We start from the raw sequence: 21,077 nt of genomic DNA, 5'->3' as shown, positions 1-21,077 counted from the left end.
ACCTCCATGCTCCGTCGCACCACCCTTGCCGCGACCTCCCTGCTCGCCGCCGGCCTCCTCGCCCTGACCGCGTGCAGCGGCAGCGGAGCCGAGCCGACCCCGACGGTGATCGGCGACCCCGATCCCGACGCCTCGGTGGCGATCCGCCTCGTGCTGGAGCCCGGCAACCTCGACATCCGGCAGACGGCGGGCTCGGCCCTGGACCAGATCCTCGTCGACAACATCTACCAGGGCCTGGTCGCGCGCACCCCGGAGCAGGACATCGTCCCGGCGCTGGCCGGCGACTGGACCGTCTCCCCCGACGGTCTCACCTACACCTTCACGCTGCGGGAGGGCGTCACCTTCCACGACGGCCAGCCGCTCACCCCGCAGGACGTCGTGTGGTCGCTGACCACCCGTCGCGACACCGCGGAGTGGCGGGACTCCGACCGCCTCTCGGGCGTCACGGCGATCGAGGCGGAGGGCCAGGAGGTCACACTCACCCTCGACGCCCCGGACTCGAGCCTGCTGTGGAACCTCACCGGTCGCGCGGGGATCATCCTCAAGGAAGGCGACACCGTCGACTACCAGACCGAGGCGAACGGCACCGGGCCGTTCGTGCTCGGCGACTGGCGGCAGGGCGACAGCATCACGTTCGTCCGCAACGAGGCCTACTGGGACGAGCCGTCCGGCGCCGCCGAGGTCGTCTTCGACTACATCCCCGACAACCAGGCGGCCCTCAACGCGGCCCTCGCCGGCGAGGTCGACGTGCTGACGGGCTTCGACGCGAACCTCCGCGAGCAGATCGAGGCGAACGGCGACTTCGCCCTCGTGCTCGGCCGGTCGACCGACAAGGGGACGCTCGCGTTCAACCAGGCGCCGGGCAGCCCCCTCGAGGACGAGCGCGTGCGGCAGGCGATCCGTCAGGCCATCGACCACGACGCGATCATCGAGGCGCTGGCGTCGGGGCAGGCCCAGTACGGGCCGATCCCCGAGCTCGACCCGGGCTACGAGGACCTGTCGGACGTCGCGCCGTTCGATCCCGAAGCGGCGCGGGCGCTCCTCGAGGAGGCCGGCGCCGAGGACCTCGAGCTGACGCTGACCATTCCGAACTTCTACTCGACGACCATCCCGCAGATCCTCGTGTCGGATCTCGACGAGGTCGGCATCACGCTCGAGGTCGAGTCGGTGGACTTCACGACGTGGCTGACCGACGTGTACACGAACCAGGACTACGACCTGAGCTTCGTGCTGCACACCGAGGCCCGCGACTTCGAGAACTGGGCGAACCCGGACTACTACTTCACCTACGACAACCCCGAGGTGCAGGAGCTCTACGCCCGGTCGCTCGCGGCGACCGATGAGACAGAGGCCGCCGACCTGCTGCAGGAGGCCGCGCGGATCGTGGCCGAGGATCACGCGGCGGACTGGCTGTACAACGGCGCCTCGGTCATCGCGGTCGGCACTAACATCACCGGTATGCCCTCGATCAACGTGAACGAGCGCCTCAACGTCGCCGAGATCGGCAAGAGCAACGGGTGATCCGCTACACGCTGACCCGATTCGCCCTGCTCCTGCTCGGGCTTCTCGTCGCCAGCGTGCTGATCTTCGTGACGCTCCGCGTGCTCCCCGGCGACGTCGCCTCGGTCATCGCCGGGGTCGGCTCGACGCCTGAGCAGCAGGGCGCCATCCGCGCGCGCCTCGGGCTGGACAGGCCGCTTCCCGCGCAGTACCTGGACTGGATCGGCGGCCTGTTCCGGGGCGACCTGGGCACGTCCCTCCTGACCGGGTCCAGCGTCGTGGACCAGCTCGCGCAGAAGGCCGAGGTGACGGTGCCGCTCGGGGTGCTGTCGCTCCTCATCGCCGTCGTGATCAGCGTGCCGCTGGGCGTGCTCTCGGCGATGCGCCGCGGCCGCGCCGACGGCACCGCGCTCAGCGTCGGCGCCCAGGCGCTCGCCGCCGTGCCCGTGGTGTGGGCGGGGATGATGCTCGTCGTCGTCTTCGCGGTGTGGCTCGGCTGGCTTCCGGCGCAGGGCTTCCCGCGGGCCGGGTGGGAGGACCCGGCCGCCGCGCTGCGCGCGCTGATCCTCCCCGCGCTGACGATCGGCATCGTCGAGGGCGCGATGCTGCTGCGCTTCGTGCGCAGCGCGACGCTCCAGGCCGTCGGTCAGGACTTCGTCCGCACGGCCGCCGCGAAGGGCCTCACCAGGGACCAGGCGCTCATCCGCCACGGACTGCCCGTCGTGGGGCTGTCGGTGATCACCGTGCTCGGCCTGCAGGTCGCGGGCATCATCGTGGGCGCGGTGGTGATCGAGCAGCTGTTCTCCCTCCCCGGCATCGGCCGCATGCTGGTCTCCGACGTCGCCGCGCGCGACCTTCCGATGGTGCAGGGCGAGCTGCTGGCGCTCACCGGCTTCGTGCTCGTCGTCGGCTTCGCCGTCGACCTGGTGCACCGCTTCATCGACCCGCGGCAGCGGGAGGCGGCATGATCCCCTCGACGAGCGCAGGGGCTCCCGACGCGGATGCCGCACCCGAGGTCCCGCCCCGGCGCCGCCGGTCGCGCTGGGCGTGGCTGCGGCGGCTGTGGGCGCTGTCGACCGGACGGTTCGGCCTCATCGTGGTCGGCGTCGTCGTGGCAACCGCCGTCGTCGCGCAGGTGTGGACGCCGTTCGATCCCCAGCAGGTCGACATCTCCGGCCGCTGGGCGCCGCCCGGATGGCCGCACCTGCTGGGGACCGACGGGTCGGGGCGCGACATCCTCAGCCTCCTCATGGCCGGCGCCCGCACCACCGTGCTGGTCGCCGTGGGCGCGGGAGCGGTGGCCACCGTCATCGGCATCGCGCTCGCGGCCCTCGGCGCACTCACCGCCCGGTGGGTGCGCGAGTCGGTCGCGGTCCTGGTCGACATCCTGATCGCGTTCCCCGTGCTCATCATCGCCATGATGATCTCCGCCGTCTGGGGCGGGTCGCTGTGGGTCGTGATCTGGGCGGTCGGCATCGGCTTCGGCGTCAACATCGCCCGCGTGACGCGGCCGGAGCTGCGGCGGGTTCTGCACAGCGACTTCGTGCTCGCCGGCCGCGCGAGCGGACTGACGCCCGCGCAGAACCTGTGGCGCCACCTCCTGCCCAACGTCGCCCCGGTGTTCATCGTGCAGCTGTCGTGGGGCATGGCGGTGGCGGTGCTCGCCGAGGCGGGGCTGTCGTACCTGGGCTTCGGTGCGCCGGTCACCGAGCCCTCCTGGGGGCTGCTGCTGGCCGAGCTGCAGCAGTTCATCACGGTGCATCCGCTGTCGGTGGTGTGGCCGGGTCTTGCCATCACCCTCACCGTGCTCGGGCTGAACCTCCTCGGCGACGGCCTGCGCGAGGCGACCGACCCGACCCTGTCCCGCAGCCCCTTCGCCACCCGACGCGCACGCCTGCACATCCCGGAGGTCGTGTCGTGACCCTCGACGTGCAGGACCTCAGCATCGAGATCGGCGGCCGCGTCGTGGTGGACGGCGTCTCGTTCGGCGTCCCCGACGGCGCGCGCGTGGGACTCATCGGCGAGTCCGGATCGGGCAAGTCGCTCACGGCCCTCGCGATCCTCGGGCTCCTGCCCGACGGCGCGACCGCGTCGGGCAGCATCCGCTGGAACGGCCGCGAGATCCTCGCGCTCGACGACGCCGAGCTCGCCGAGCTCCGCGGCGACGAGATCGGGATCGTGTTCCAGGAGCCCCGTACCGCGCTCAACCCCATCCGCACCGTGGGACGCCAGATCGCCGAGTCGGTGCGGATCCACGAGGGCCTGTCGAAGCGGGATGCCGCAGCCCGCGCCGTCGCCGAGGCCTCCCGGGTCGCGCTCCCCGACCCCGGCCGCATCGTCTCGCGGTACCCGCATCAACTGTCGGGGGGCCAGCGGCAGCGTGTCGCGATCGCGATGGCGCTCGCGTGCCGGCCGCGGCTGCTGATCGCCGACGAGCCGACCACCGCGCTGGACGTCACGATCCAGGCCGAGATCCTCGACCTGCTCCTGGGGCTCGTGCGCGACGACGGCATGTCGCTGGTGTTCATCACGCACGACCTCGCCGTGCTGTCGCAGATCGCGACGCACGGCGTCGTGCTCGAGCGCGGGCGCGTCGTCGAGGCGGCGCCCGTGGCTCAGCTGCTCTCCGCCCCGGCATCCGTGGTCACCCAGGAGCTGCTGCGCGATGCGACCGCCACGCTGTGGCGCCCGGGGGGTGCGCCGTGAACGTGCTGATCAGCGGTCGCGGGCTGACCCGCCGCTACCCCGCGCCGAAGAGCCGGCTGTTCGGCGCGCGCACCTTCACCACGGGCCTGGAGGATGCCGACATCGACGTGCGGGAGGGATCCGCCGTGGGGGTCATCGGCGAGTCCGGCTCGGGCAAGTCCACCCTCGTGCGCCTGCTGCTGGCGCTGGACGCGCCCACCGCGGGGACCGTCGAGTTCGACGGGCAGGCGGTGGACGCGAACGCCTCGGCGCGATCGCTGCACTGGCTGCGCCGGCAGACCGGCATCGTCTTCCAGGACCCCTACGCCTCTCTCGACCCCCGGATGAGCGTCGGCCGCATCGTCGGCGAGCCGCTGTGGGCGCTCGGCGTCGACGGGGACCGGCGCGCGCGCGTGCGCAACGTGCTGGAGGACGTGGGACTGGATGCCGCGATGGCCGACCGCTTCCCCCACGAGTTCTCGGGCGGCCAGCGGCAGCGCATCGCCCTGGCACGGGCGATCGTGCACCGGCCGCGGCTGCTCGTCGGCGACGAGCCGCTGTCGGCCCTGGACGTGACGGTGCGCGCGCAGATCCTCGAGCTACTCGGCGAGCTGCGCGCCCGCGACGGGCTCACCCTGCTGCTGGTGTCGCACGACATCGGCGTGGTGCAGAACCTGTGCGACGAGGTGGTCGTGATGAAGGACGGCCGCATCGTCGAGGAGGGACCGACCGAGAAGGTGCTGCTGCAGCCGCAGGTCTCGTACACCCGGCGGCTGCTGGCCTCGATCCCCGTCATCGACGCCCCCGGGCGGGATGTGAGCCCGGCCTGACGCTGGGCGTCGGCGGGCGGCGTTAGGTTCGGAGCATGGCTCCCGGAATCGTCCCGCCCTATCTCCTCGCCCGCATCGCCGCCGTGCGGGAGGAGGGCTGGGCCAAGGCCGCGCAGGCCGCCCGCGCCACCCTCGCCGCCCCGCGCGACTACCGGCCGGCCCGCTCCCGGCTGCGCCTGTCGATCGAGGAGCCGGGAACGCTGGTCGCCGAGACCACGCCCGCGCCGGATCGCGAGATCTCCGACGCGCAGGAGCGCGAGGTGCTGCCGGGCGTGCGGGTGCGCGGCGAGGACGACCCGGCGACCGGCGACGCGTCCGTCGACGAGGCCTTCGACGGCCTCGGAGCGACGTTCGACTTCTGGTGGGACGCGTACCGGCGCGACGGCATCGACGGTGCGGGCGGTTCGCTTCTGGCCACCGTGCACTACGGCCGCGACTACGACAACGCCTTCTGGAACGGCGAGCGGATGGTGTTCGGCGACGGCGACGGCGAGATCTTCGCGGGGTTCACCGGCTCGCTGAGCGTCATCGCCCACGAGCTCGCCCACGGCGTCATCGAGGACGAGGGCGGGCTGCTCTACCGCGGCCAGTCCGGCGCGCTCAACGAATCCGTCGCCGACGTCTTCGGTGCGCTCGCCGAGCAGCACCGCGAAGCCCAGACCGTCGAGACCGCGAGCTGGCTGATCGGCGAAGGCATCTTCACGGATGCCGTGCAGGGAACGGCGCTCCGATCGCTCGCCGCCCCCGGCACGGCGTACGACGACGACGTGCTGGGCAAGGACCCGCAGCCGGCCCACATGCGCGACTTCGTCGTGACCCGAGACGACAACGGCGGCGTGCACATCAACTCCGGCATCCCCAACCACGCCTTCTACCTCACCGCCACCGCCCTGGGCGGGCGGGCGTGGGACCGCGCCGGCCTCATCTGGTACCGCACGCTCACATCGGGCACGGTGCCCGCCACCGCCGACTTCACGACGTTCGCACGGGCCACGGTCACGGCGGCGAGCACGGAGTACGGTGAGGACTCGGAGGAGGTCGACGCCGTCCGCGCCGGGTGGACGAGCGTCGGAGTGATCGCGGATGATCAAGACGACCCGACCACGCGATGCTGACGCGGGCGCACCCGACCCCGCGCTCGAGGTCGACGTGGCCCGCACCGGCGGTATCGCCGGCATGACGCGACGCTGGTCGGCGCAGCCTCCCGCCGCGGAGGCGCCGGAATGGCGCTCGCTCATCGAGCGCTGCCCGTGGGACGACGTCCCCCCGCCCTGGGCGCCGGAGGAGGGCGCGCACTCGGCCCCGACGGCGACGACGAGCGGCCCGGAGGAGCCCCCGGTCCTGTCGGCGGAGGACCGCGGCCGACCGCCCGTGCCGGACGGCTTCGTGTGGCTGATCCGCGCCAGCTGGGCGGGATCCGACCCGCGCGAGGCAGAGCTCTTCGACGACCAGGTCGTCGGGGCGTGGCGCGAGCTCATCGACGCCGTCCGCGACTGGAGCAGGCAGCGGCCGGGACCGGAGCGGCCCGGACGCTGAGGATCAGCGCCCGAACAATCCCTTCTTGGGGGTGCCGGGCTTCTTGCCCGCCCCCCTCTTCGGATTGAGCGACTTCTGCAGGTAGATGGTGCCCAGCCAGCGGTCGAACTTGAAGCCCACCCGGCCCATGCGCCCGACCTCGACGAACCCCAGCTTCTCGTGCAGCGCGACCGAGCCCTCGGCCCCCTTGTCGCTGATCACGGCGACCATCTGGCGGATGCCGACCTCTTCGCAGGCCTCGATGAGGGCGTGAAGCAGTGCGCGGCCGAGCCCCTTGCCGGTCGCGGCCTGGCCGAGGTAGATGGAGTTCTCCACCGAGAAGCGGTAGGCGGACTTGCTCGACATCGGCTGGACCAGCGCGTAGCCTAGGATCTGACCGGACGGGGACTCGGCGACGAGGAACGGCAGCCCGAGCCTGCGGAGGTGGTCGCGTTTCTTGCGCCACTTCGAGACCGACCAGGTGTCTTCATCGAAGGTCACCACCGAGTTGGTGACGTAGTAGTTGTAGATCTCGCGGATGTCGGGGATGTCCCGGTCCTCCACGGGACGGATCCGGAACGTGAAGGGCAGCTCGGGCTCCGGCTGGCGCTGCAGATGGCGCGGCAGCCGTCGGCGGTCCTTCTCGTATTCCTCCTCGAGCATGCGCCCTCCTGATGTGTGCGGCCGGCCCTGGGCAGCGGGACGAGCCTACGCGGGCAGCCGCCAGTCCACCGGCTCGGCACCCTGGATCGCGAGCAGCTCGTTCGCTCGCGAGAACGGCCTGGAGCCGAAGAAGCCCCGGCTCGCAGAGAGCGGGGACGGGTGCGCCGATTCGATGACGGGTGTGTCCCCGAGCAGAGGCCGCAGGTTCGCGGCATCCCTCCCCCACAGGATCGCCACGAGCGGCCTGTCACGGGCGACGAGCGTGCGGATGGCGTGCTCGGTCACCTTCTCCCACCCCCAGCCGCGGTGCGACGCCGGTGCCCCCGGGGCGACCGTCAGGACGCGGTTGAGGAGCATGACGCCCTGGTCGCTCCAGGCCGACAGGTCGCCGTGGGGCGCCCGGGGGATGCCGAGGTCGGCCTCCAGCTCCTGGTAGATGTTGACGAGGCTCCTGGGCAGCGGACGCACGTGCGCGTCCACGGCGAACGAGAGGCCGATCGGATGCCCCGGCGTCGGGTACGGGTCCTGCCCGACGATGAGCACCTTGACGTCGGCGAGCGGGCGCTGGAAGGCCCGCAGGACGCGGTCGCCGGACGGCAGGTAGGGGCGTCCGGCGGCGACCTCCGCCCGCAGGCGGTCGCCGAGCGCCGCGATGTCGGGGGCGACCGGCTCGAGCGCCGCCGACCAGCCGGCGTCGATGAGCCCCGCGCCGGCGAGCTCGGGGAGGGTCATCGCCATGTCAGGCACGCTCGGCCGCGGTGGTCATCACGAGCTCGAGTCCGCCGTCTGTCGCGGTCGTCGCGAACGAGACCGACACCGAGGCGAGCTCGGCGAGGGAGGCGACGTGCGTCCCGCCGCAGGGGATGCGGACCTCGGCGCCGGGGAGCTGACACACCCACGTCCGCCGGTCGGCGAGCGCCTCACCGTCGCGGACGATGCGCACGGCGCCGTCGGCTGCGACCCACTCGGCCAGCAGGGCGTCCACCCGGGCGGCGAGCGACCCGAGGTCCTCCAACGCCGCGGGGTCGAAGCCCTTGCGACGCAGCGACTTGCCGATGCGGTAGACGTCGCGGGACCCCTCGGGGAGGATGCGCGACTCCTGGATGGCCAGTGCGTCGAAGGCCGGTGCACCGAGCGCGTCCAGCGGTGCCGGCTTGCGCCACGCGTCCGCGAGCGCCGCGTCCAGCGCCAGGGAGGCGAGGTGGCACGCGGTGTGGCCGCGCGAGAGGGCGGCGCGGTAGGCGGCATCCGCCTCCACCTCGACGCTCGCGCCGGGGGCGACCCCGTCACCGGCGACGACGTGGGCGACGACGAAGCTCCACCCCTCGGTCCCGGTGCGCACGGGGACGTCGGCGCCGAGGAGGAGCTGCTCGCCCTGCGCGGCGCCCACCACCGCGTCGACGACCGGGAGCTCGACGCCGCCGATGCGGAGGACGCCTCTGTCTGCGGGCTGGTCGGGCCAGGCCGTGTCGACCGGGTGGAACGCGGTGCGGTCGAGGATGACGGCGGTGCGCCCGTCGCCGGCCGGGGCGACGTGCACCACCGTTCCGTGCGAGACGGTCGCCCCGTCCGGGTAGGTGACGACCGTGCCGCGGTCGAGCGTCACGGTGCGTCCACGCCGCGCGGACGCAGCGGACCGCGCGCGAGCAGGTGCTGCGCCGACTGCGCGACGGGGCGCATGGTCACCAGGTCCAGATTCACGTGGCCGGGAGCGTTGAGCGCGTACGCGATCACGTCGGCCACGTCGTCTGCCGTGAGGGGCTCGCGCACGCCTTCGTACACGCGCTCGGCGGCGACGGTGTCACCGCCCAGGCGGTTGAGCGTGAACTCGGGCGTGTGCACCATCCCCGGCGCGATCTCGACCACGCGGATCGGCTCTCCGTTGAGCTCGAGGCGCAGCGCGTGCGCGAGCATCGCCTCGGCCGCCTTCGCCGCGTTGTAGCCGGCGCCGCCCGCGTAGGCGTGCTGGGCGGCCGTCGAGGTCACGAAGAGCGTGTCGGCGTGACCGTCGGATGCCGCGGCCCGGCGCAGCTGCGGCAGCAGGGCCGCCACGAGGCGCTGGGCCGACAGCACGTTGGCCTCGAACATCCACTGCCAGTCCTCGACGCGCCCGTCCTCGACCCGGTCCGTGCCGCGGGCGCCCCCGGCGACGTGCACCAGCGCGTGCACCGGGCCGGAGCCGTCGAGGAACGCCGCGAGCGCCTCGACATCGGCATCCGTCGTCAGATCGGCGGCGAACGCGACGGCGCCGGTCTCGTCCTCGAGCGCCGCGAGGCGGTCGGCCCGCCGCGCCACCCCCACCACGTCCCAGCCGGTCGCGCGCAGCGCGCGCACGGCCGCCTCTCCGATCCCCGAGCTCGCCCCGGTCACCACAGCACGTCTGTTCGCCATGACCTCCACGCTACCCACAGTCCCCAGCCCCGTTCACTTGCGCTGAATGCACGCGACACGCCGGGGACGCCGTACATTCAGCGCAGGCGAACGAGGGGGGCGGGCCGTCCGGGGAGGAGGGGGCGGTGAGCGCGTTACGTCACATTTCCCCCGCGTTGTCGACAACCGCGGTTCTCCGTACTGTCGAACCCGGCTGGGGGCGCCTGCTCCCGGCATCCGAACCCGCAGGAGCAAGCCATGTCCGCACCCGAGAACTGGCGTTTCGAGACCAAGCAGATCCACTCGGGGGCCCAGCCCGACCCGGTGACCAAGGCTCGTGCGACGCCGATCTACCAGACCACGTCGTACGTCTTCGACAACGCCGACCACGCGGCGAACCTCTTCGCGCTGGCCGAGTTCGGCAACATCTACACGCGCATCCAGAACCCGACGCAGGCGGTCGTCGAGGAGCGCCTCGCCGCGCTCGAGGGCGGCACCGGCGCTCTGCTCCTCGCGAGCGGCCAGGCGGCGGCGACCTTCGCGGTGCTGAACATCGCCGAGGCCGGCGACCACATCGTCTCGTCGAGCTCGATCTACGGCGGCACGTACAACCTCTTCAAGTACACCCTCGCCAAGCTCGGCATCGAGACCACGTTCGTCGAGAACCAGGACGACGCCGAGGAGTGGCGCCGCGCGGTGCGCCCCAACACGAAGCTGTTCTTCGCCGAGACCATCGGCAACCCGAAGATCAACGTGCTCGACATCCGCACCGTCGCCGACATCGCCCACGAGAGCGGCGTGCCGCTCATCGTCGACAACACGATCGCGACGCCGTACCTCATCAAGCCGTTCGAGCACGGCGCCGACATCGTGGTGCACTCGGCCACCAAGTTCCTCGGCGGCCACGGCACGACCATCGGCGGCGTGATCGTCGACGGCGGCACCTTCGCGTGGTCCAAGAACGTCGAGAAGTTCCCCGGCCTCACGGTTCCGGACCCCTCGTACCACGGCGCGTCGTACACCGCCGCGGTCGGCGACGGCCTGGCCTACATCATCAAGGCGCGCGTGCAGCTGCTCCGCGACCTCGGCTCGGCCATCTCGCCGAACAGCGCGTGGCTGCTGATCCAGGGCATCGAGACGCTGTCGCTGCGCGTCGAGCGTCACGTGCAGAACGCGCAGGAGATCGCGGAGTGGCTCGAGAACCACGGCGACGTCGCGTCGGTGAACTACTCGGGCCTGCCCACCTCGCCGTGGTACGCCGCCGCGAACACGTACGCCCCGAAGGGCGTCGGCGCGGTGCTGTCGTTCGAGCTGAAGGGCGGCGTCGAGGCCGGCCGCGAGTTCGTCAACTCGCTGACGCTGTTCAGCCACCTGGCCAACATCGGCGACGTGCGCTCGCTCGTCATCCACCCGGCCTCGACGACGCACTCGCAGCTCACGCCCGAGCAGCAGCTCACCGCCGGGGTCACCCCTGGCCTGGTGCGCCTCTCGGTGGGCCTCGAGAACATCGACGACCTCAAGGCCGACCTCGAGCAGGCTCTCGCGGCCGCACGCCGCGTCTCGGAGGCCGCTCGCGCCTGACCCCCTCCTCGGGATGACGGATGCCCCGTCCCGGCGCGCGGCGCCGGGACGGGGCATCCGTCATCCCGCCCGTAACACGCGGCCTGCCCGCGACCCGGCACGCGAGAATGGACCGATGGACTGGCAGACCTCCGAGGACACGGTGCCGAGCGCGCCCGTGACGGAGGCCGACGCCCGCCTGCTGGGCGGGCGCCCGCCCGCCACCGGCGCCTGGCGCGACGGCGACCCGCCGGGCGACCGGCACTTCGCCGCCTTCGGGGCGTTCCGCACCGAGGGCGGCCGCGAGCTGCCCGCCTACCGGCTCGCGTACGAGACGTGGGGCGAGCTGAACGCCACCCGCGACAACGCCGTACTGGTGCTCCACGCGCTCACCGGCGACAGCCACGTCCGCGGGCCGGCCGGGGCGGGGCACCCGACCTCCGGCTGGTGGGACGACATCGTGGCCCCGGGCGGCCCGATAGACACCGATCGCTGGTTCGTCGTCGCACCGAACATGCTGGGCGGATGCCAGGGCTCGACGGGTCCCGCATCCATCGGTCCCGACGGCTACGAGTGGGCCTCGCGCTTCCCGTACCTGACGATCCGCGACCAGGTGGCGGCCCAGGTGCGCCTCGCGGATGCGCTGGGGATCGACGTCTGGGCGGCCGTCGTCGGCGGATCGATGGGCGGCATGCACGCCCTGGAGTGGGCGGTGTCGCTGCCCGAGCGCGTCGCGCGCGTGGGGATCCTGTCGTCGCCGCCGGTCAACACCGCCGACCAGATCGCGCTGAACTCGGTGCAGCTGGAGGCCATCCGCATCGACCCGCGGTTCCAGAGCGGCGAGTACTACGACGCCGCCGACGGGGACGGGCCGACGCGCGGCCTCGCGCTGGCCCGCCGGATGGCGCTGCTGAACTACCGCTCCCCCACCGAGCTGAACCAGCGGTTCCAGCGGTCGTGGCAGTCCGGCGTCAGCCCGCTCGGGCGCGGCGGCCGGTTCGCCGTGGAGTCTTATCTCGACTTCCACGGCAACAAGTTCACGCGGCGCTTCGACGCGAACGCGTACATCACGCTCGTGGAGGCGATGAACTCGCACGACGTCGGGCGCGACCGCGGCGGTGTCGAGGACGCGCTCGCCCGCGTCACCGCGACGGCGCTCGTGCTCGGCATCGACAGCGACCGCCTCTTCCCGATCGACGGGCAGCACCGCATCGCCCGCGGCATCCGCAACACGCTCGACGGAGACCGCGCCGTCGTGCTCTCGAGCGACTTCGGCCACGACGGTTTCCTCATCGAGACGCACGCGGTGGGGACCCACCTGCGCCGGCTGCTCGAGTCCTGATTCGCGTCGCCGCGGTATCACCGTCCGCGAGGCGCTCCTCTCCCACTGGGCAAAGTCCCAAGGAGGGAATCATGAGCACTGACACCAAGCCGGGCGCCGAGTCGCCCGAAGACGCCTTCGCGGCCCAGCCCTTTCTCCGCGAACAGCTCGGCGTGAACGGCACCCGGGAGCGGTCGCCCGGCGAGCGGCGGGCACCGCGGCTGCCGGTGGACATCCGCTCCTCGCTGGAGGCGGTGCGGCCCGAGCACGGGAGGTTCCACGGCGCGAAGTTCTCGCTCGGATACTTCCCCGCGCACGAGGTGTTCTCCTCCGCCGCCGACAAGTTCGGCTACCTGACCAAGGCCAGGGTGCGCAAGGCCAGCCGGCTGCCCCTCGACGACACCTCGCGGGATCTGCTGACGCAGCTGGGCAACCTGATGGCCAACAGCGGACGCGAGACGGCGTCCGACTCCGCGACCCCGTCGGGTTTCACCTACGTCGGGCAGTTCGTCGACCACGACATCACCCTCGACGTGTCGTCGGCCCTCGACTCGCCGACGCTGGTCGACGCGGGCGTCATCAACAACATGCGCTCGCCGATGCTCGACCTCGACAGCGTGTACGGGCGAGGACCGGCGGTGGATGCCTTCCTGTACGCCGCACCGGCGCCCGGCGAGCCGGCCTCCGCATTCCGCATGCTCATCGGCACGAACCTGTCCAGCGGCGTCGGCGGTGCCGGCGGGGCTGCCGGCGCGGCCGGCATGGTCGAGCACACCGACTGCGACGTTCCCCGCACCTCGGCCCTCACAGCGATCATCGGCGACCCGCGCAACAACGAGAACCTCATCGTGTCGCAGCTGCACCACGCGATGCTGCGGTTCCACAACGCGATCGTCGACTCCCTGGTCGCGTCCGGATTCCCCGGCGACGTCTTCGTCGAGGCCAAGCGGCAGGCGACGCTGCACTACCAGTGGGCGGTGCTCAACGACTTCCTGCCCCGCATCTGCGGCCAGGCGGCCGTCGACGCGGCGATCGCCGGTGTATCGGCTCCGATCGGCGGCGCGTTCCAGATGCCGGTGGAGTTCTCCGTCGCCGCGTACCGGTTCGGCCACAGCATGATCCGCGACGACTACTGGCTGAACTTCGAGCTGCGCACCAAGCCGATGTCGGACGTGTTCGCGTTCATCCACGAACCCCACCTGCCGGTGCGCTCGAACTGGGTGGTCGACTTCAACGCGTTCTTCGAGACGGGCTTCGCCGTACCGGTGTTCAACAACGCGCGCAAGATCGACAGCGTGCTCGCGAGCGCGCTCGAGGATCTCGACGGCAGCGGCACGAACGCGCTCATGAGCATCCTCGCGACCCGCAATCTGCTGCGCGGTCTCGTGCTCGGGCTCCCCAGCGGGCAGGCCACGGCGGCGGCGCTCGGCGTGCCCGTGCTCAGTGCGGCCGAGCTCACGGGCGGGCTCCCCGCCGACGAGGTGGCCGTCCTGCAGCAGCAGGGCGGACTCCTGCTCGAGAAGACGCCGCTGTGGTACTACATCCTGCGCGAGGCGATGGTCGCGACGGGCGGCGAGCACCTCGGGCCGTTGGGGGCGAAGATCGTGGCGGACACGTTCGTGACCATGCTCCGCCGCGACGCCCTGTCGCTCCTCAACGTCGGCTTCACCCCGACGCTTCCGAGCACGGTCGCCGGCGACTTCACGTTCGCGGACCTCGTGCGCGTCGCCGGGGTGCTGGAGCCGTGACGACCGCTCAGCCGGTGCGCTGGTAGCGCCACGGCAGCGCCCCGATCTCGAGGCGATGACGCGATCCGGATGCCTCGGCCGAGGCATCCGGATCGTAGTCGTCGTCGCCCTGCCACAGCAGGACGGGGCCGTCGCCGCCGCGGCGCGCGACCGTCTCGAAGCGCTGCACGCCGCCGAGGCGCGCCGCGCCGACGACCGACGCGGTGTCGTCGTGCTCGGCCAGGCCGTGGAGTGTCACCCACGTCGGCGGATACAGCGTGAAGGCCCCGCGCCCGTGACGGGCCAGCGCCTCGGACGGGCGGATCCACTCCGTCGCGACGGCCTCGTCCGCCGCGGGTGTCAGCACGCCGGTCGCGGCCGTCGCCACGAAGAACCACGTGCGGATCCGCAGTGCGAGACCCGGTGGCGGGTCCCAGCACGACAGCGTCACGAGGGCGTCGCGATCCACCGACAGCCCCGTCTCTTCGCGCGTCTCCCGCACGCCTGCACGCCGGGCCGCAGCCTCCTCGGGCTCGGCGGGGTCGGGTCCGCGGTCGGCATCCTCGAGCTTTCCGCCCGGGAACACCCACGCCCCCGCGAACGAGCCGCGGTCGGGTCGCTCGAGCATGAGCACCTCGAGGCCGGCCCGCTCCACGCCGTCGCGCAGCAGCACGACCGTGGCGGCGACGGGGATCGCGGGGTCGGTCGCGTCGTCGGGGCGTCGCGACCGGTCGCCGAGCGGGAGGTCCATCGCCTCAGTCGGCGTCGTCGCGCCGCAGCGCGCGCTCGAGGCGCTCGATCTTGCCGTCCAGCTCTCCCGAGTACCCGGGGCGGATGTCGGCCTTGAGCACGAGCGAGACGCGCGAGCCGTAGGGCGCCACCGCGTCGCAGGCGCGCTTGACGACCCCGAAGACCTCGTCCCACTCCCCCTCGATCTCGGTGAACATCGACGTCGTGCGGTGCGGCAGCCCGCTGTCACGGACGACGCGCACCGCGGCGGCGACCGCATCGTGCACCGAGCCGTCGGCGCGGCCGGTGCCGCTCGGGGCGACGGAGAAGGCGACGAGCATGGGGACCTCCGGTTCAGGGGATGAGGATGGCGGGCGGCAGGCGCCGAGGCCGGCCTGCGCGCTGCGCCGGCGACGGCCGGCGCAGCCGGCCCACGTCTACTCTGTCACGCGGCGGCGCACGGCCGGCCGCACGCGCACCCGCACGAGTCGGACCACGACCCACGCGAAGAGCGCGAGCAGGAGCAGGTTGCGCGCGACGAGGAGCCCGACCCCGGCCGGCGCGAGGACGAGCAGCGCGTCGTACCAGAACGGGAAGATCAGCTGCGTGAGGACGAGGATCGCCAGCGTGAGGGCAGCCGGTGCCCACCAGCGGCGGCGATCGAGCACGAGGCCCAGGACGAGCGGTGCGACCAGCCACGTCATGTACTGGGGCGAGCCGACCTTGTTGAGGACGATGAAGCCGAGCACCAGGGCCGCGGCGAGGGCGGGGAACAGCGCGACGAAGCTCGCGCCCCGCCACGCCTTCAGCGCGCCCGCCGCCGCGATCGCGAGCATGCCCACGACGAGGATGGGCGTCATCACGGCGATGACCCCCTCCACGCCCGGGCCGTCGACCTGGAAGGTGATGAGGTCGAAGTCGTAGACCACCTCGACGCCCGGCACGCCCGCGGCGGCCATCACCATGTACACCGTGCTCACCGGTGCCTCGATCTGCAGCCCGCGCGACGTCTGGTCGCCGACGAAGCCGAGAAGGTGTGCCCCGCCGCCCGCGACGAAGACGGCGAGCGCCACGGTGGCGGACACCGCCGCCGCCGCCCCGAGGACCGCGAGCCGCCGCCGCACCGCGATGACGGCCGCGGCGAGCAGCGCGGCCGGCCACACCTTGATCCACGTGGCCACGGCGAGCAGCGCCGATCCGAGCCATGGGCGACCGACGAGCCACAGCGAGCCGGCGACAGCGAGGGGCACCGTGACCGCGTCCAGGCGGAACATCCCGACGCCGCCGAGGGCGAGGATCGCCGCCAGCCAGAACCATGCGGCCGCCATCCGGCCTCGGGAGCGGCCGCGCCCGACGAGGACGCCGAACGCGGCGGCGTCGAGCGCCGTCACGAGCAGGCCCCACGCGAAGACGTAGTCGAGCAGCCCGGCGACGGCGCCGGCGGTCAGGATCGGCAGCTGGGCGAGGACGGGGTAGATCCAGTCCGCGGTGATCCCCGGGAACGCCTCCCCGGTGAGCGCGAGCCCTGCCCACCACCGGTACAGCTGATCGACGTCCCACGAGGCGGCGCGATCGTCGGCGAACCCCAGCCAGACCACGACGGCGTGGACCAGGACGAACGCGATCCACACCACCGCCCGCCCAGACACGCCCTCCATCCTAGGGACGCGCCACGGCCGCCCGTCACGCGAACGGGGCGCGGGTCAGGCCGCGAGCGCCTCGGCGACCACGCGCGGCAGCGCCTCGGCCACGTCGAGCGCCGTGATCGGCCCGCCGCCCGAGGACGCCGGGCCACCGGCGGTCGAGCCCGCGCCGGCGGCGGCGATCGCCCCCGCACGGCCGTGCAGCCAGGCGCCGGAGGCCGCGAGCGCGGCGAGGGAGGCGGCATCCGCCGTCTGGTCGTGCGCCATCGCCCCCGCCACGAGCGCCCCGATGACGCCCGCGAGCACGTCGCCGGTGCCCGCCGTCGCGAGCCACGGGGTGCCGGCCTCGACCGTCGCCGCCCACCCGTCGGGAGCGGCCACGACGGTCACGGCCCCTTTGAGCAGCACGACGGCGCCGGTCGCCGCCGCGGTCTCGCGCGCAGCCACGACCCGGTCCGTCGGCGTGTGGCCGAGCCCGAGGGCCGCACGCAGCCGGGCATGCTCACGGTCGTGCGGCGTCAGGATGCGCGGCGCGGTGGCCTCGGCGGCGAGATCGAGGGCCCCGGCGTCGACGACGACGGGATCGGTGTCGGACAGCAGGCCGCGCAGCGCCGCGGTGTCGGACTCGGTGCGGACGGCGGCATCCGTCCCCGATCCGATCACCCACGCCTGCACGCGGCCGTCCGCGGTCACGGTCTCGGGCCGGCGGGCGAGCACGAGCGCCGTCGGGTGCTCGGGGCCGAGGTAGCGCACCATGCCGAGGCCGGTGCGCCAGGCGGCCTCGACGCCCAGCACGGCGGCACCGGGATACGCCTCGGACCCGGTGCGCATGCCCAGCACGCCTCGGGAATACTTGTCATCGGCGCCCGTCGGCCGCCGCAGGGCCCGCGCGGCGTCGGCCTGCGACCATGCCCGCAGCGAGTGAGACCGCTCCATGCCGTCACAGTACCGCTCCCCCGAACCCGGCCCGGAAGACCCCATGCCCCGACTGTTCTCCCCGATCACCCTCCGCGACGTCACGATCCGCAATCGCCTGTGGGTGTCGCCCATGTGCCAGTACAGCGCGGTGGACGGCGTGCCGCAGGAATGGCACCACACGCATCTCGCGCAGTTCGCGTCGGGAGGGGCGGGGCTGATCGTGGCGGAGGCGACCGCGGTGTCGCCCGAAGGGCGCATCTCGCCCGAGGACGTCGGACTGTGGACGGACGAGCAGCGCGACGCGTGGGCGCCGATCGTGGCGGCCATCCGTCGCCGTGGGGCGGTGGCCGGCGTCCAGCTCGCGCACGCGGGGCGCAAGGCCTCCACCTGGTCGCCGTTCTCCGGACGCCGCGGCTCGGTGCCGGCCGAGGAGGGCGGCTGGACCACCGTCGCACCCTCGGCGGACGCCTACGACGGCTACGCGGCGCCTGTCGCCCTCGACCTCGCGGGCATCGACCGCATCATCGCCGCCTTCGCCTCGGCGGCCCGCCGCGCCGTCGACGCGGGATTCCAGGTGCTCGAGCTGCACGCGGCCCACGGCTACCTGCTGCACCAGTTCCTCTCGCCGCTGTCCAACTTTCGCGACGACGAGTACGGCGGCTCGCTGCGCAATCGCGCGCGGCTCCTCCTCCGCGTGCTGGAGGCGGTGACGGATGCCGCGCCCGGCGTTCCGCTCATCGTGAGGTTCTCCGCCACCGACTGGGCGCCCGGCGGCTGGGACGCCGACGACACCGTCACGGTGGCGCGCTGGGCCGCCGACCGCGGCGCGGACTTCTTCGACATCTCCAGCGGGGGCCTCGTCTCGCACCAGCGGCTCACGACGGGCCCCGGCTACCAGGTGGGCCTCGCGGCGCGCGTGCGCCGCGAGGCGGGTGTGCCGGTGAACGCCGTCGGCATGATCGACGACGCCGTCCATGCGGAGCGGGTGCTGGAGGAGGGGGCGGCCGACGCCGTCATGGCCGGACGCGAGTGGCTCCGCGATCCGCACTACGGCCTGCGGGCCGCCACCGAGCTCGGCGCCGACATCGAGTACTGGCCGGCGCAGTACCTCCGGGCGCGGCCGGCCTCCTGACGGCGACGGCGAATCCCCGGGATACCCGGGGCTCCGCCGCGCGTCAGAAGCCGCGACGACGGGTCGCGTCCTGCACCTCGCCGATGAGCTCTTCGATGATGTCCTCCAGGAAGAGCACCGCCGTGGTCTCGCCGGCCTCGTTGCGCACCTGTGCGAGATGGCGGCCGGCCCGGCGCATGACGGCGAGGGCGTCCTCCAGGTCGGTGGTCTCGAGCACGGGCACCATGTGGTGGACGCGACGGGTCGTGATGGGGCGCGCGACGTCGGTGGCGGCATCCGGCCCCTCCGCCGCCCGCAGGATGTCCTTCAGGTGCACGTAGCCCAGCGGCGCACCCTCGTCGTCGACGATCACGTAGCGCGAGAAGCCGTGCTTGGCCACGGCGCGCTCGATCTCGTCGGGCGTCGTCCGCTCGGGGAGCGTCACGAGCTGCGACAGCGGCACCGCCACCTCGGCGGCCTTCTTGTCGGTGAACTCGACGGCGGCGGCGACCGTTCCGGCCGCGTCGTCGAGCACGCCCTCGATGCGCGACTGATTGACGATCGTCGCGACCTCCTCGAGCGTGAACGTCGAGGCGGCCTCATCCTTCGGCTCGACGCGGAACAACCGCACGATGTGGTTCGCGATCCAGTTCAGGGTCACGATCACCGGGTGGAAGAGCTTGGACACCCACACCAGCGGCGTGGCGAGCATGAGCACGGCGCGGTCGGGCACCGAGAACGCGAGGTTCTTCGGCACCATCTCGCCGAACACGACGTGCAGGTACGACACCAGCAGCAGGGCGATCGCGAACGCGACGCCGTCGACGACGGCCTCCGACCAGCCGGTGAGCCCGAGCGGCTCGGCGAGCAGGTGGTGGATGGCGGGCTCGGACACGTTCAGGATCAGCAGCGAGCAGATCGTGATGCCCAGCTGGCTGGTCGCGAGCATCAGCGTCGCGTGCTCCATCGCGTACAGCGCGGTCTTGGCCGAGCGGGAGCCCTTCTCTGCCAACGGCTCGATCTGCGAGCGGCGGGCGGAGATGACGGCGAACTCGGCGCCGACGAAGAAGGCGTTGGCGATGAGCAGCACCACGAGCCATGCGATTCCGGCCCAGTCGTTCATCGACGCTCACCCCCTTCCGTCGTCGCCGCCGCGTGCGGCATCGGCGTCGGGACGAACCGCACCCGCTCCACGCGGCGTCCGGCCATGCGCTGCACCTCGAGGGTGCCGTCCTCGATCTCGACGGTGTCGCCGACGGCAGGGATGCGCTCGAGGACGCTCATGATGTAGCCGCCCACGGTGTCGTAGACGTCGCCCTCGGGGATGCGGATGCCGGTGCGATCGCGCACCTCGTCGGGCCGCAGCTCGCCGGGGAACACCACGGTGTCATCGACGCGGACGATGCCCGCGCGGCGCCGGTCGTGCTCGTCGAGCACCTCGCCGACGATCTCCTCGACCAGGTCCTCCAGCGTCACCACGCCCGCGGTGCCGCCGTACTCGTCGACCACGACGGCCATCTGGTAGCCCCGAGCGCGCAGCTCGGCGACGAGGACGTCGAGGTGCACCGCCTCGGGGAACCGCAGCGGCTCGGTCGCCAGCGCGGCGGCGGGCACGTCCGCGCGGCGCTCCCGCGGCACGCCGACGGCGGCCTTGAGGTGCACGATGCCGGTGATGTCGTCCATCGACTCGCCGTAGACGGGGAAGCGGCTGTGCCCGGTGCGGCGCGCGAGCTGGATGACGTCCTCCGCGGAGTCGTCCGCGGCGAGCGCATGGATGCTCGGGCGGGGCGTCATGACGTCGGCCGCGCTCAGGCGCGCGAAGGTGAGGCTGCGGTCGAGCAGCGACGCGGTGTCCTCCTCCAGCACGCCGGCGCTGGCGGAGCGGCGCACGAGGCTCGACAGCTCCTCGGCCGTCCGCGCGCCCGAGAGCTCCTCCTTGGGCTCGACGCCCATCGCCCGCAGCACGCCGTTCGCGCTGCCGTTGAGCACGACGATCGCCGGGCGGAACACCGTCGTGAACCCCACCTGGAAGGGCATGACCAGCTTCGCGGTCTGCCTCGGGATCGCCAGGGCGAAGTTCTTGGGGACCAGCTCGCCGATGATCATCGAGAACACGGTCGCGATCGAGACGCCGATGACCGCGGCGAGGGGCCGCGACACGCCCTCGGGGATGCCCCACGCGTCGAAGACCGGAGCGAGCAGGTTCGAGATCGCCGGCTCCATCGTGTAGCCGGTGAGCAGCGTGGTCAGCGTGATGCCCAGCTGCGCACTGGACAGATGCGTCGACGTGATGCGCAGCGCGCCGATGGTCATCGAGAGCCGCGACTCGCCAGCCGCCTGACGGGCCTCGAGGTCGGCGCGGTCGAGGTTCACCAGCGCGAACTCGCTCGCGACGAACAGTCCGGTGCCGATGGTGAGCAGGAGCCCCACGCCCAGCATGACGTAATCCATCACGCGCACCCCCTGTTCGGCCAGGAGTCAGGCCGGTGCATCCGGGAGTCGGGT

21 protein-coding genes are annotated in these 21,077 nt (G+C 72.7%); 11 read left to right on the top strand and 10 right to left on the bottom strand.

The genetic code is table 11. From position 1 onward, the window contains the following. Nucleotides 1–6 precede the first annotated feature (6 nt). The 7 genes from V6R91_RS31025 to V6R91_RS30995 are packed head-to-tail and all read left to right on the top strand — an operon-like array spanning nucleotide 7 to nucleotide 6,551. Nucleotides 7–1,521: an ABC transporter substrate-binding protein gene (locus tag V6R91_RS31025; RefSeq protein ID WP_336398542.1), complete on the top strand. Its 1,515-nt coding sequence runs from the start codon at nucleotides 7–9 to the stop codon at nucleotides 1,519–1,521. Beyond that, nucleotides 1,518–2,468 carry an ABC transporter permease gene (locus V6R91_RS31020; protein ID WP_336398541.1) on the top strand — a complete coding sequence of 317 codons (951 nt, stop codon included), beginning with the start codon at nucleotides 1,518–1,520 and terminating at the stop codon, nucleotides 2,466–2,468. The genes V6R91_RS31025 and V6R91_RS31020 overlap by 4 nt, the downstream gene beginning before the upstream one ends. Further along, a complete protein-coding gene (locus tag V6R91_RS31015) occupies nucleotides 2,465–3,421 on the top strand; it encodes an ABC transporter permease (protein WP_336398540.1) in 957 nt (318 codons plus the stop codon). The genes V6R91_RS31020 and V6R91_RS31015 overlap by 4 nt, the downstream gene beginning before the upstream one ends. Next, nucleotides 3,418–4,206, top strand: coding sequence for an ABC transporter ATP-binding protein (locus tag V6R91_RS31010; protein WP_336398539.1), 789 nt, complete (start codon nucleotides 3,418–3,420; stop codon nucleotides 4,204–4,206). Before V6R91_RS31015 ends, V6R91_RS31010 begins: the two co-directional genes overlap by 4 nt. After that, nucleotides 4,203–5,015, top strand: coding sequence for an ATP-binding cassette domain-containing protein (locus tag V6R91_RS31005; RefSeq protein WP_336398538.1), 813 nt, complete (start codon nucleotides 4,203–4,205; stop codon nucleotides 5,013–5,015). The genes V6R91_RS31010 and V6R91_RS31005 overlap by 4 nt, the downstream gene beginning before the upstream one ends. Nucleotides 5,016–5,050: 35 nt before the next feature. After that, complete coding sequence (locus V6R91_RS31000; RefSeq protein ID WP_336398537.1) at nucleotides 5,051–6,130, top strand: M4 family metallopeptidase; 1,080 nt, start codon at nucleotides 5,051–5,053, stop codon at nucleotides 6,128–6,130. Further along, entirely contained in the window at nucleotides 6,099–6,551 is a 453-nt protein-coding gene (locus tag V6R91_RS30995; protein WP_336398536.1) for a hypothetical protein, read from the top strand. The genes V6R91_RS31000 and V6R91_RS30995 overlap by 32 nt, the downstream gene beginning before the upstream one ends. A gap of 3 nt (nucleotides 6,552–6,554) precedes the next feature. On the opposite strand, the gene V6R91_RS30990 is transcribed toward V6R91_RS30995, so the two are convergent. Genes V6R91_RS30990 through V6R91_RS30975 form a run of 4 tightly spaced genes read right to left on the bottom strand, consistent with a single transcriptional unit; the run spans nucleotide 6,555 to nucleotide 9,584 of the window. Continuing rightward, nucleotides 6,555–7,193 (bottom strand): GNAT family N-acetyltransferase, encoded by a 639-nt coding sequence (locus V6R91_RS30990; RefSeq protein WP_336398535.1) that lies wholly within the window; start codon nucleotides 7,191–7,193, stop codon nucleotides 6,555–6,557. 45 nt (nucleotides 7,194–7,238) lie between these two features. Beyond that, a complete protein-coding gene (locus V6R91_RS30985) occupies nucleotides 7,239–7,931 on the bottom strand; it encodes a uracil-DNA glycosylase (protein WP_336398534.1) in 693 nt (230 codons plus the stop codon). A 1-nt stretch (nucleotide 7,932) separates the two neighbouring features. Next, complete coding sequence (locus V6R91_RS30980) at nucleotides 7,933–8,799, bottom strand: metal-dependent hydrolase (protein ID WP_336398533.1); 867 nt, start codon at nucleotides 8,797–8,799, stop codon at nucleotides 7,933–7,935. Beyond that, complete coding sequence (locus tag V6R91_RS30975; protein WP_336398532.1) at nucleotides 8,796–9,584, bottom strand: SDR family oxidoreductase; 789 nt, start codon at nucleotides 9,582–9,584, stop codon at nucleotides 8,796–8,798. The genes V6R91_RS30980 and V6R91_RS30975 overlap by 4 nt, the downstream gene beginning before the upstream one ends. Before the next feature lie 237 nt (nucleotides 9,585–9,821). Here V6R91_RS30975 and V6R91_RS30970 point away from each other — a divergent pair, with 237 nt between their 5' ends. The 3 genes from V6R91_RS30970 to V6R91_RS30960 all read left to right on the top strand — a co-directional run bounded on the left by V6R91_RS30970 (nucleotide 9,822) and on the right by V6R91_RS30960 (nucleotide 14,192). After that, on the top strand, nucleotides 9,822–11,144 hold the full coding sequence (locus V6R91_RS30970; RefSeq protein WP_336398531.1) for a bifunctional o-acetylhomoserine/o-acetylserine sulfhydrylase: 1,323 nt from the start codon (nucleotides 9,822–9,824) through the stop codon (nucleotides 11,142–11,144). A gap of 115 nt (nucleotides 11,145–11,259) precedes the next feature. Then, entirely contained in the window at nucleotides 11,260–12,465 is a 1,206-nt protein-coding gene (gene metX / locus V6R91_RS30965; protein ID WP_336398530.1) for a homoserine O-acetyltransferase MetX, read from the top strand. Nucleotides 12,466–12,536: 71 nt separating this feature from the next. After that, nucleotides 12,537–14,192, top strand: coding sequence for a peroxidase family protein (locus V6R91_RS30960; RefSeq protein WP_336398529.1), 1,656 nt, complete (start codon nucleotides 12,537–12,539; stop codon nucleotides 14,190–14,192). 7 nt (nucleotides 14,193–14,199) lie between these two features. Here V6R91_RS30960 and V6R91_RS30955 read toward each other — a convergent pair whose 3' ends face one another. The 4 genes from V6R91_RS30955 to V6R91_RS30940 all read right to left on the bottom strand — a co-directional run bounded on the left by V6R91_RS30955 (nucleotide 14,200) and on the right by V6R91_RS30940 (nucleotide 17,479). After that, complete coding sequence (locus V6R91_RS30955) at nucleotides 14,200–14,922, bottom strand: NUDIX hydrolase (RefSeq protein ID WP_336398528.1); 723 nt, start codon at nucleotides 14,920–14,922, stop codon at nucleotides 14,200–14,202. 4 nt (nucleotides 14,923–14,926) lie between these two features. Then, complete coding sequence (locus V6R91_RS30950; protein ID WP_336398527.1) at nucleotides 14,927–15,241, bottom strand: thiamine-binding protein; 315 nt, start codon at nucleotides 15,239–15,241, stop codon at nucleotides 14,927–14,929. A gap of 96 nt (nucleotides 15,242–15,337) precedes the next feature. Further along, nucleotides 15,338–16,549 carry a hypothetical protein gene (locus tag V6R91_RS30945; protein WP_336398526.1) on the bottom strand — a complete coding sequence of 404 codons (1,212 nt, stop codon included), beginning with the start codon at nucleotides 16,547–16,549 and terminating at the stop codon, nucleotides 15,338–15,340. 54 nt (nucleotides 16,550–16,603) lie between these two features. After that, nucleotides 16,604–17,479: an ADP-dependent NAD(P)H-hydrate dehydratase gene (locus V6R91_RS30940; protein WP_336398525.1), complete on the bottom strand. Its 876-nt coding sequence runs from the start codon at nucleotides 17,477–17,479 to the stop codon at nucleotides 16,604–16,606. A 43-nt stretch (nucleotides 17,480–17,522) separates the two neighbouring features. On the opposite strand from V6R91_RS30940, the gene V6R91_RS30935 reads away from it, so the two are divergent. Continuing rightward, entirely contained in the window at nucleotides 17,523–18,593 is a 1,071-nt protein-coding gene (locus V6R91_RS30935) for an NADH:flavin oxidoreductase/NADH oxidase (RefSeq protein ID WP_336398524.1), read from the top strand. 43 nt (nucleotides 18,594–18,636) lie between these two features. Here V6R91_RS30935 and V6R91_RS30930 read toward each other — a convergent pair whose 3' ends face one another. Together V6R91_RS30930 and V6R91_RS30925 are read right to left on the bottom strand one after the other, a co-directional pair. After that, nucleotides 18,637–19,695: a hemolysin family protein gene (locus V6R91_RS30930; RefSeq protein WP_336398523.1), complete on the bottom strand. Its 1,059-nt coding sequence runs from the start codon at nucleotides 19,693–19,695 to the stop codon at nucleotides 18,637–18,639. Next, on the bottom strand, nucleotides 19,692–21,023 hold the full coding sequence (locus tag V6R91_RS30925) for a hemolysin family protein (RefSeq protein WP_336398621.1): 1,332 nt from the start codon (nucleotides 21,021–21,023) through the stop codon (nucleotides 19,692–19,694). The genes V6R91_RS30930 and V6R91_RS30925 overlap by 4 nt, the downstream gene beginning before the upstream one ends. Nucleotides 21,024–21,077 lie beyond the last annotated feature (54 nt).

It is taken from the genome of Microbacterium sp. CCNWLW41 (genome assembly GCF_037083505.1).
This window is presented reverse-complemented; position numbering and strand designations above follow the sequence as displayed.

Excerpts from the sequence above, each read along its gene's own strand:
- V6R91_RS31025 (WP_336398542.1), top strand. The coding sequence starts at position 7 with ATGCTCCGTCGCACCACCCTTGCCGCGACCTCCCTGCTCGCCGCCGGC.
- V6R91_RS31015 (WP_336398540.1), top strand. The coding sequence starts at position 2,465 with ATGATCCCCTCGACGAGCGCAGGGGCTCCCGACGCGGATGCCGCACCC.
- V6R91_RS31000 (WP_336398537.1), top strand. The coding sequence starts at position 5,051 with ATGGCTCCCGGAATCGTCCCGCCCTATCTCCTCGCCCGCATCGCCGCC.
- V6R91_RS30995 (WP_336398536.1), top strand. The coding sequence starts at position 6,099 with ATGATCAAGACGACCCGACCACGCGATGCTGACGCGGGCGCACCCGAC.
- V6R91_RS30990 (WP_336398535.1), bottom strand. The coding sequence starts at position 7,193 with ATGCTCGAGGAGGAATACGAGAAGGACCGCCGACGGCTGCCGCGCCAT.
- V6R91_RS30985 (WP_336398534.1), bottom strand. The coding sequence starts at position 7,931 with ATGGCGATGACCCTCCCCGAGCTCGCCGGCGCGGGGCTCATCGACGCC.
- V6R91_RS30975 (WP_336398532.1), bottom strand. The coding sequence starts at position 9,584 with ATGGCGAACAGACGTGCTGTGGTGACCGGGGCGAGCTCGGGGATCGGA.
- V6R91_RS30970 (WP_336398531.1), top strand. The coding sequence starts at position 9,822 with ATGTCCGCACCCGAGAACTGGCGTTTCGAGACCAAGCAGATCCACTCG.
- metX (WP_336398530.1), top strand. The coding sequence starts at position 11,260 with ATGGACTGGCAGACCTCCGAGGACACGGTGCCGAGCGCGCCCGTGACG.
- V6R91_RS30960 (WP_336398529.1), top strand. The coding sequence starts at position 12,537 with ATGAGCACTGACACCAAGCCGGGCGCCGAGTCGCCCGAAGACGCCTTC.
- V6R91_RS30955 (WP_336398528.1), bottom strand. The coding sequence starts at position 14,922 with ATGGACCTCCCGCTCGGCGACCGGTCGCGACGCCCCGACGACGCGACC.
- V6R91_RS30950 (WP_336398527.1), bottom strand. The coding sequence starts at position 15,241 with ATGCTCGTCGCCTTCTCCGTCGCCCCGAGCGGCACCGGCCGCGCCGAC.
- V6R91_RS30940 (WP_336398525.1), bottom strand. The coding sequence starts at position 17,479 with ATGGAGCGGTCTCACTCGCTGCGGGCATGGTCGCAGGCCGACGCCGCG.
- V6R91_RS30935 (WP_336398524.1), top strand. The coding sequence starts at position 17,523 with ATGCCCCGACTGTTCTCCCCGATCACCCTCCGCGACGTCACGATCCGC.
- V6R91_RS30930 (WP_336398523.1), bottom strand. The coding sequence starts at position 19,695 with ATGAACGACTGGGCCGGAATCGCATGGCTCGTGGTGCTGCTCATCGCC.
- V6R91_RS30925 (WP_336398621.1), bottom strand. The coding sequence starts at position 21,023 with ATGGATTACGTCATGCTGGGCGTGGGGCTCCTGCTCACCATCGGCACC.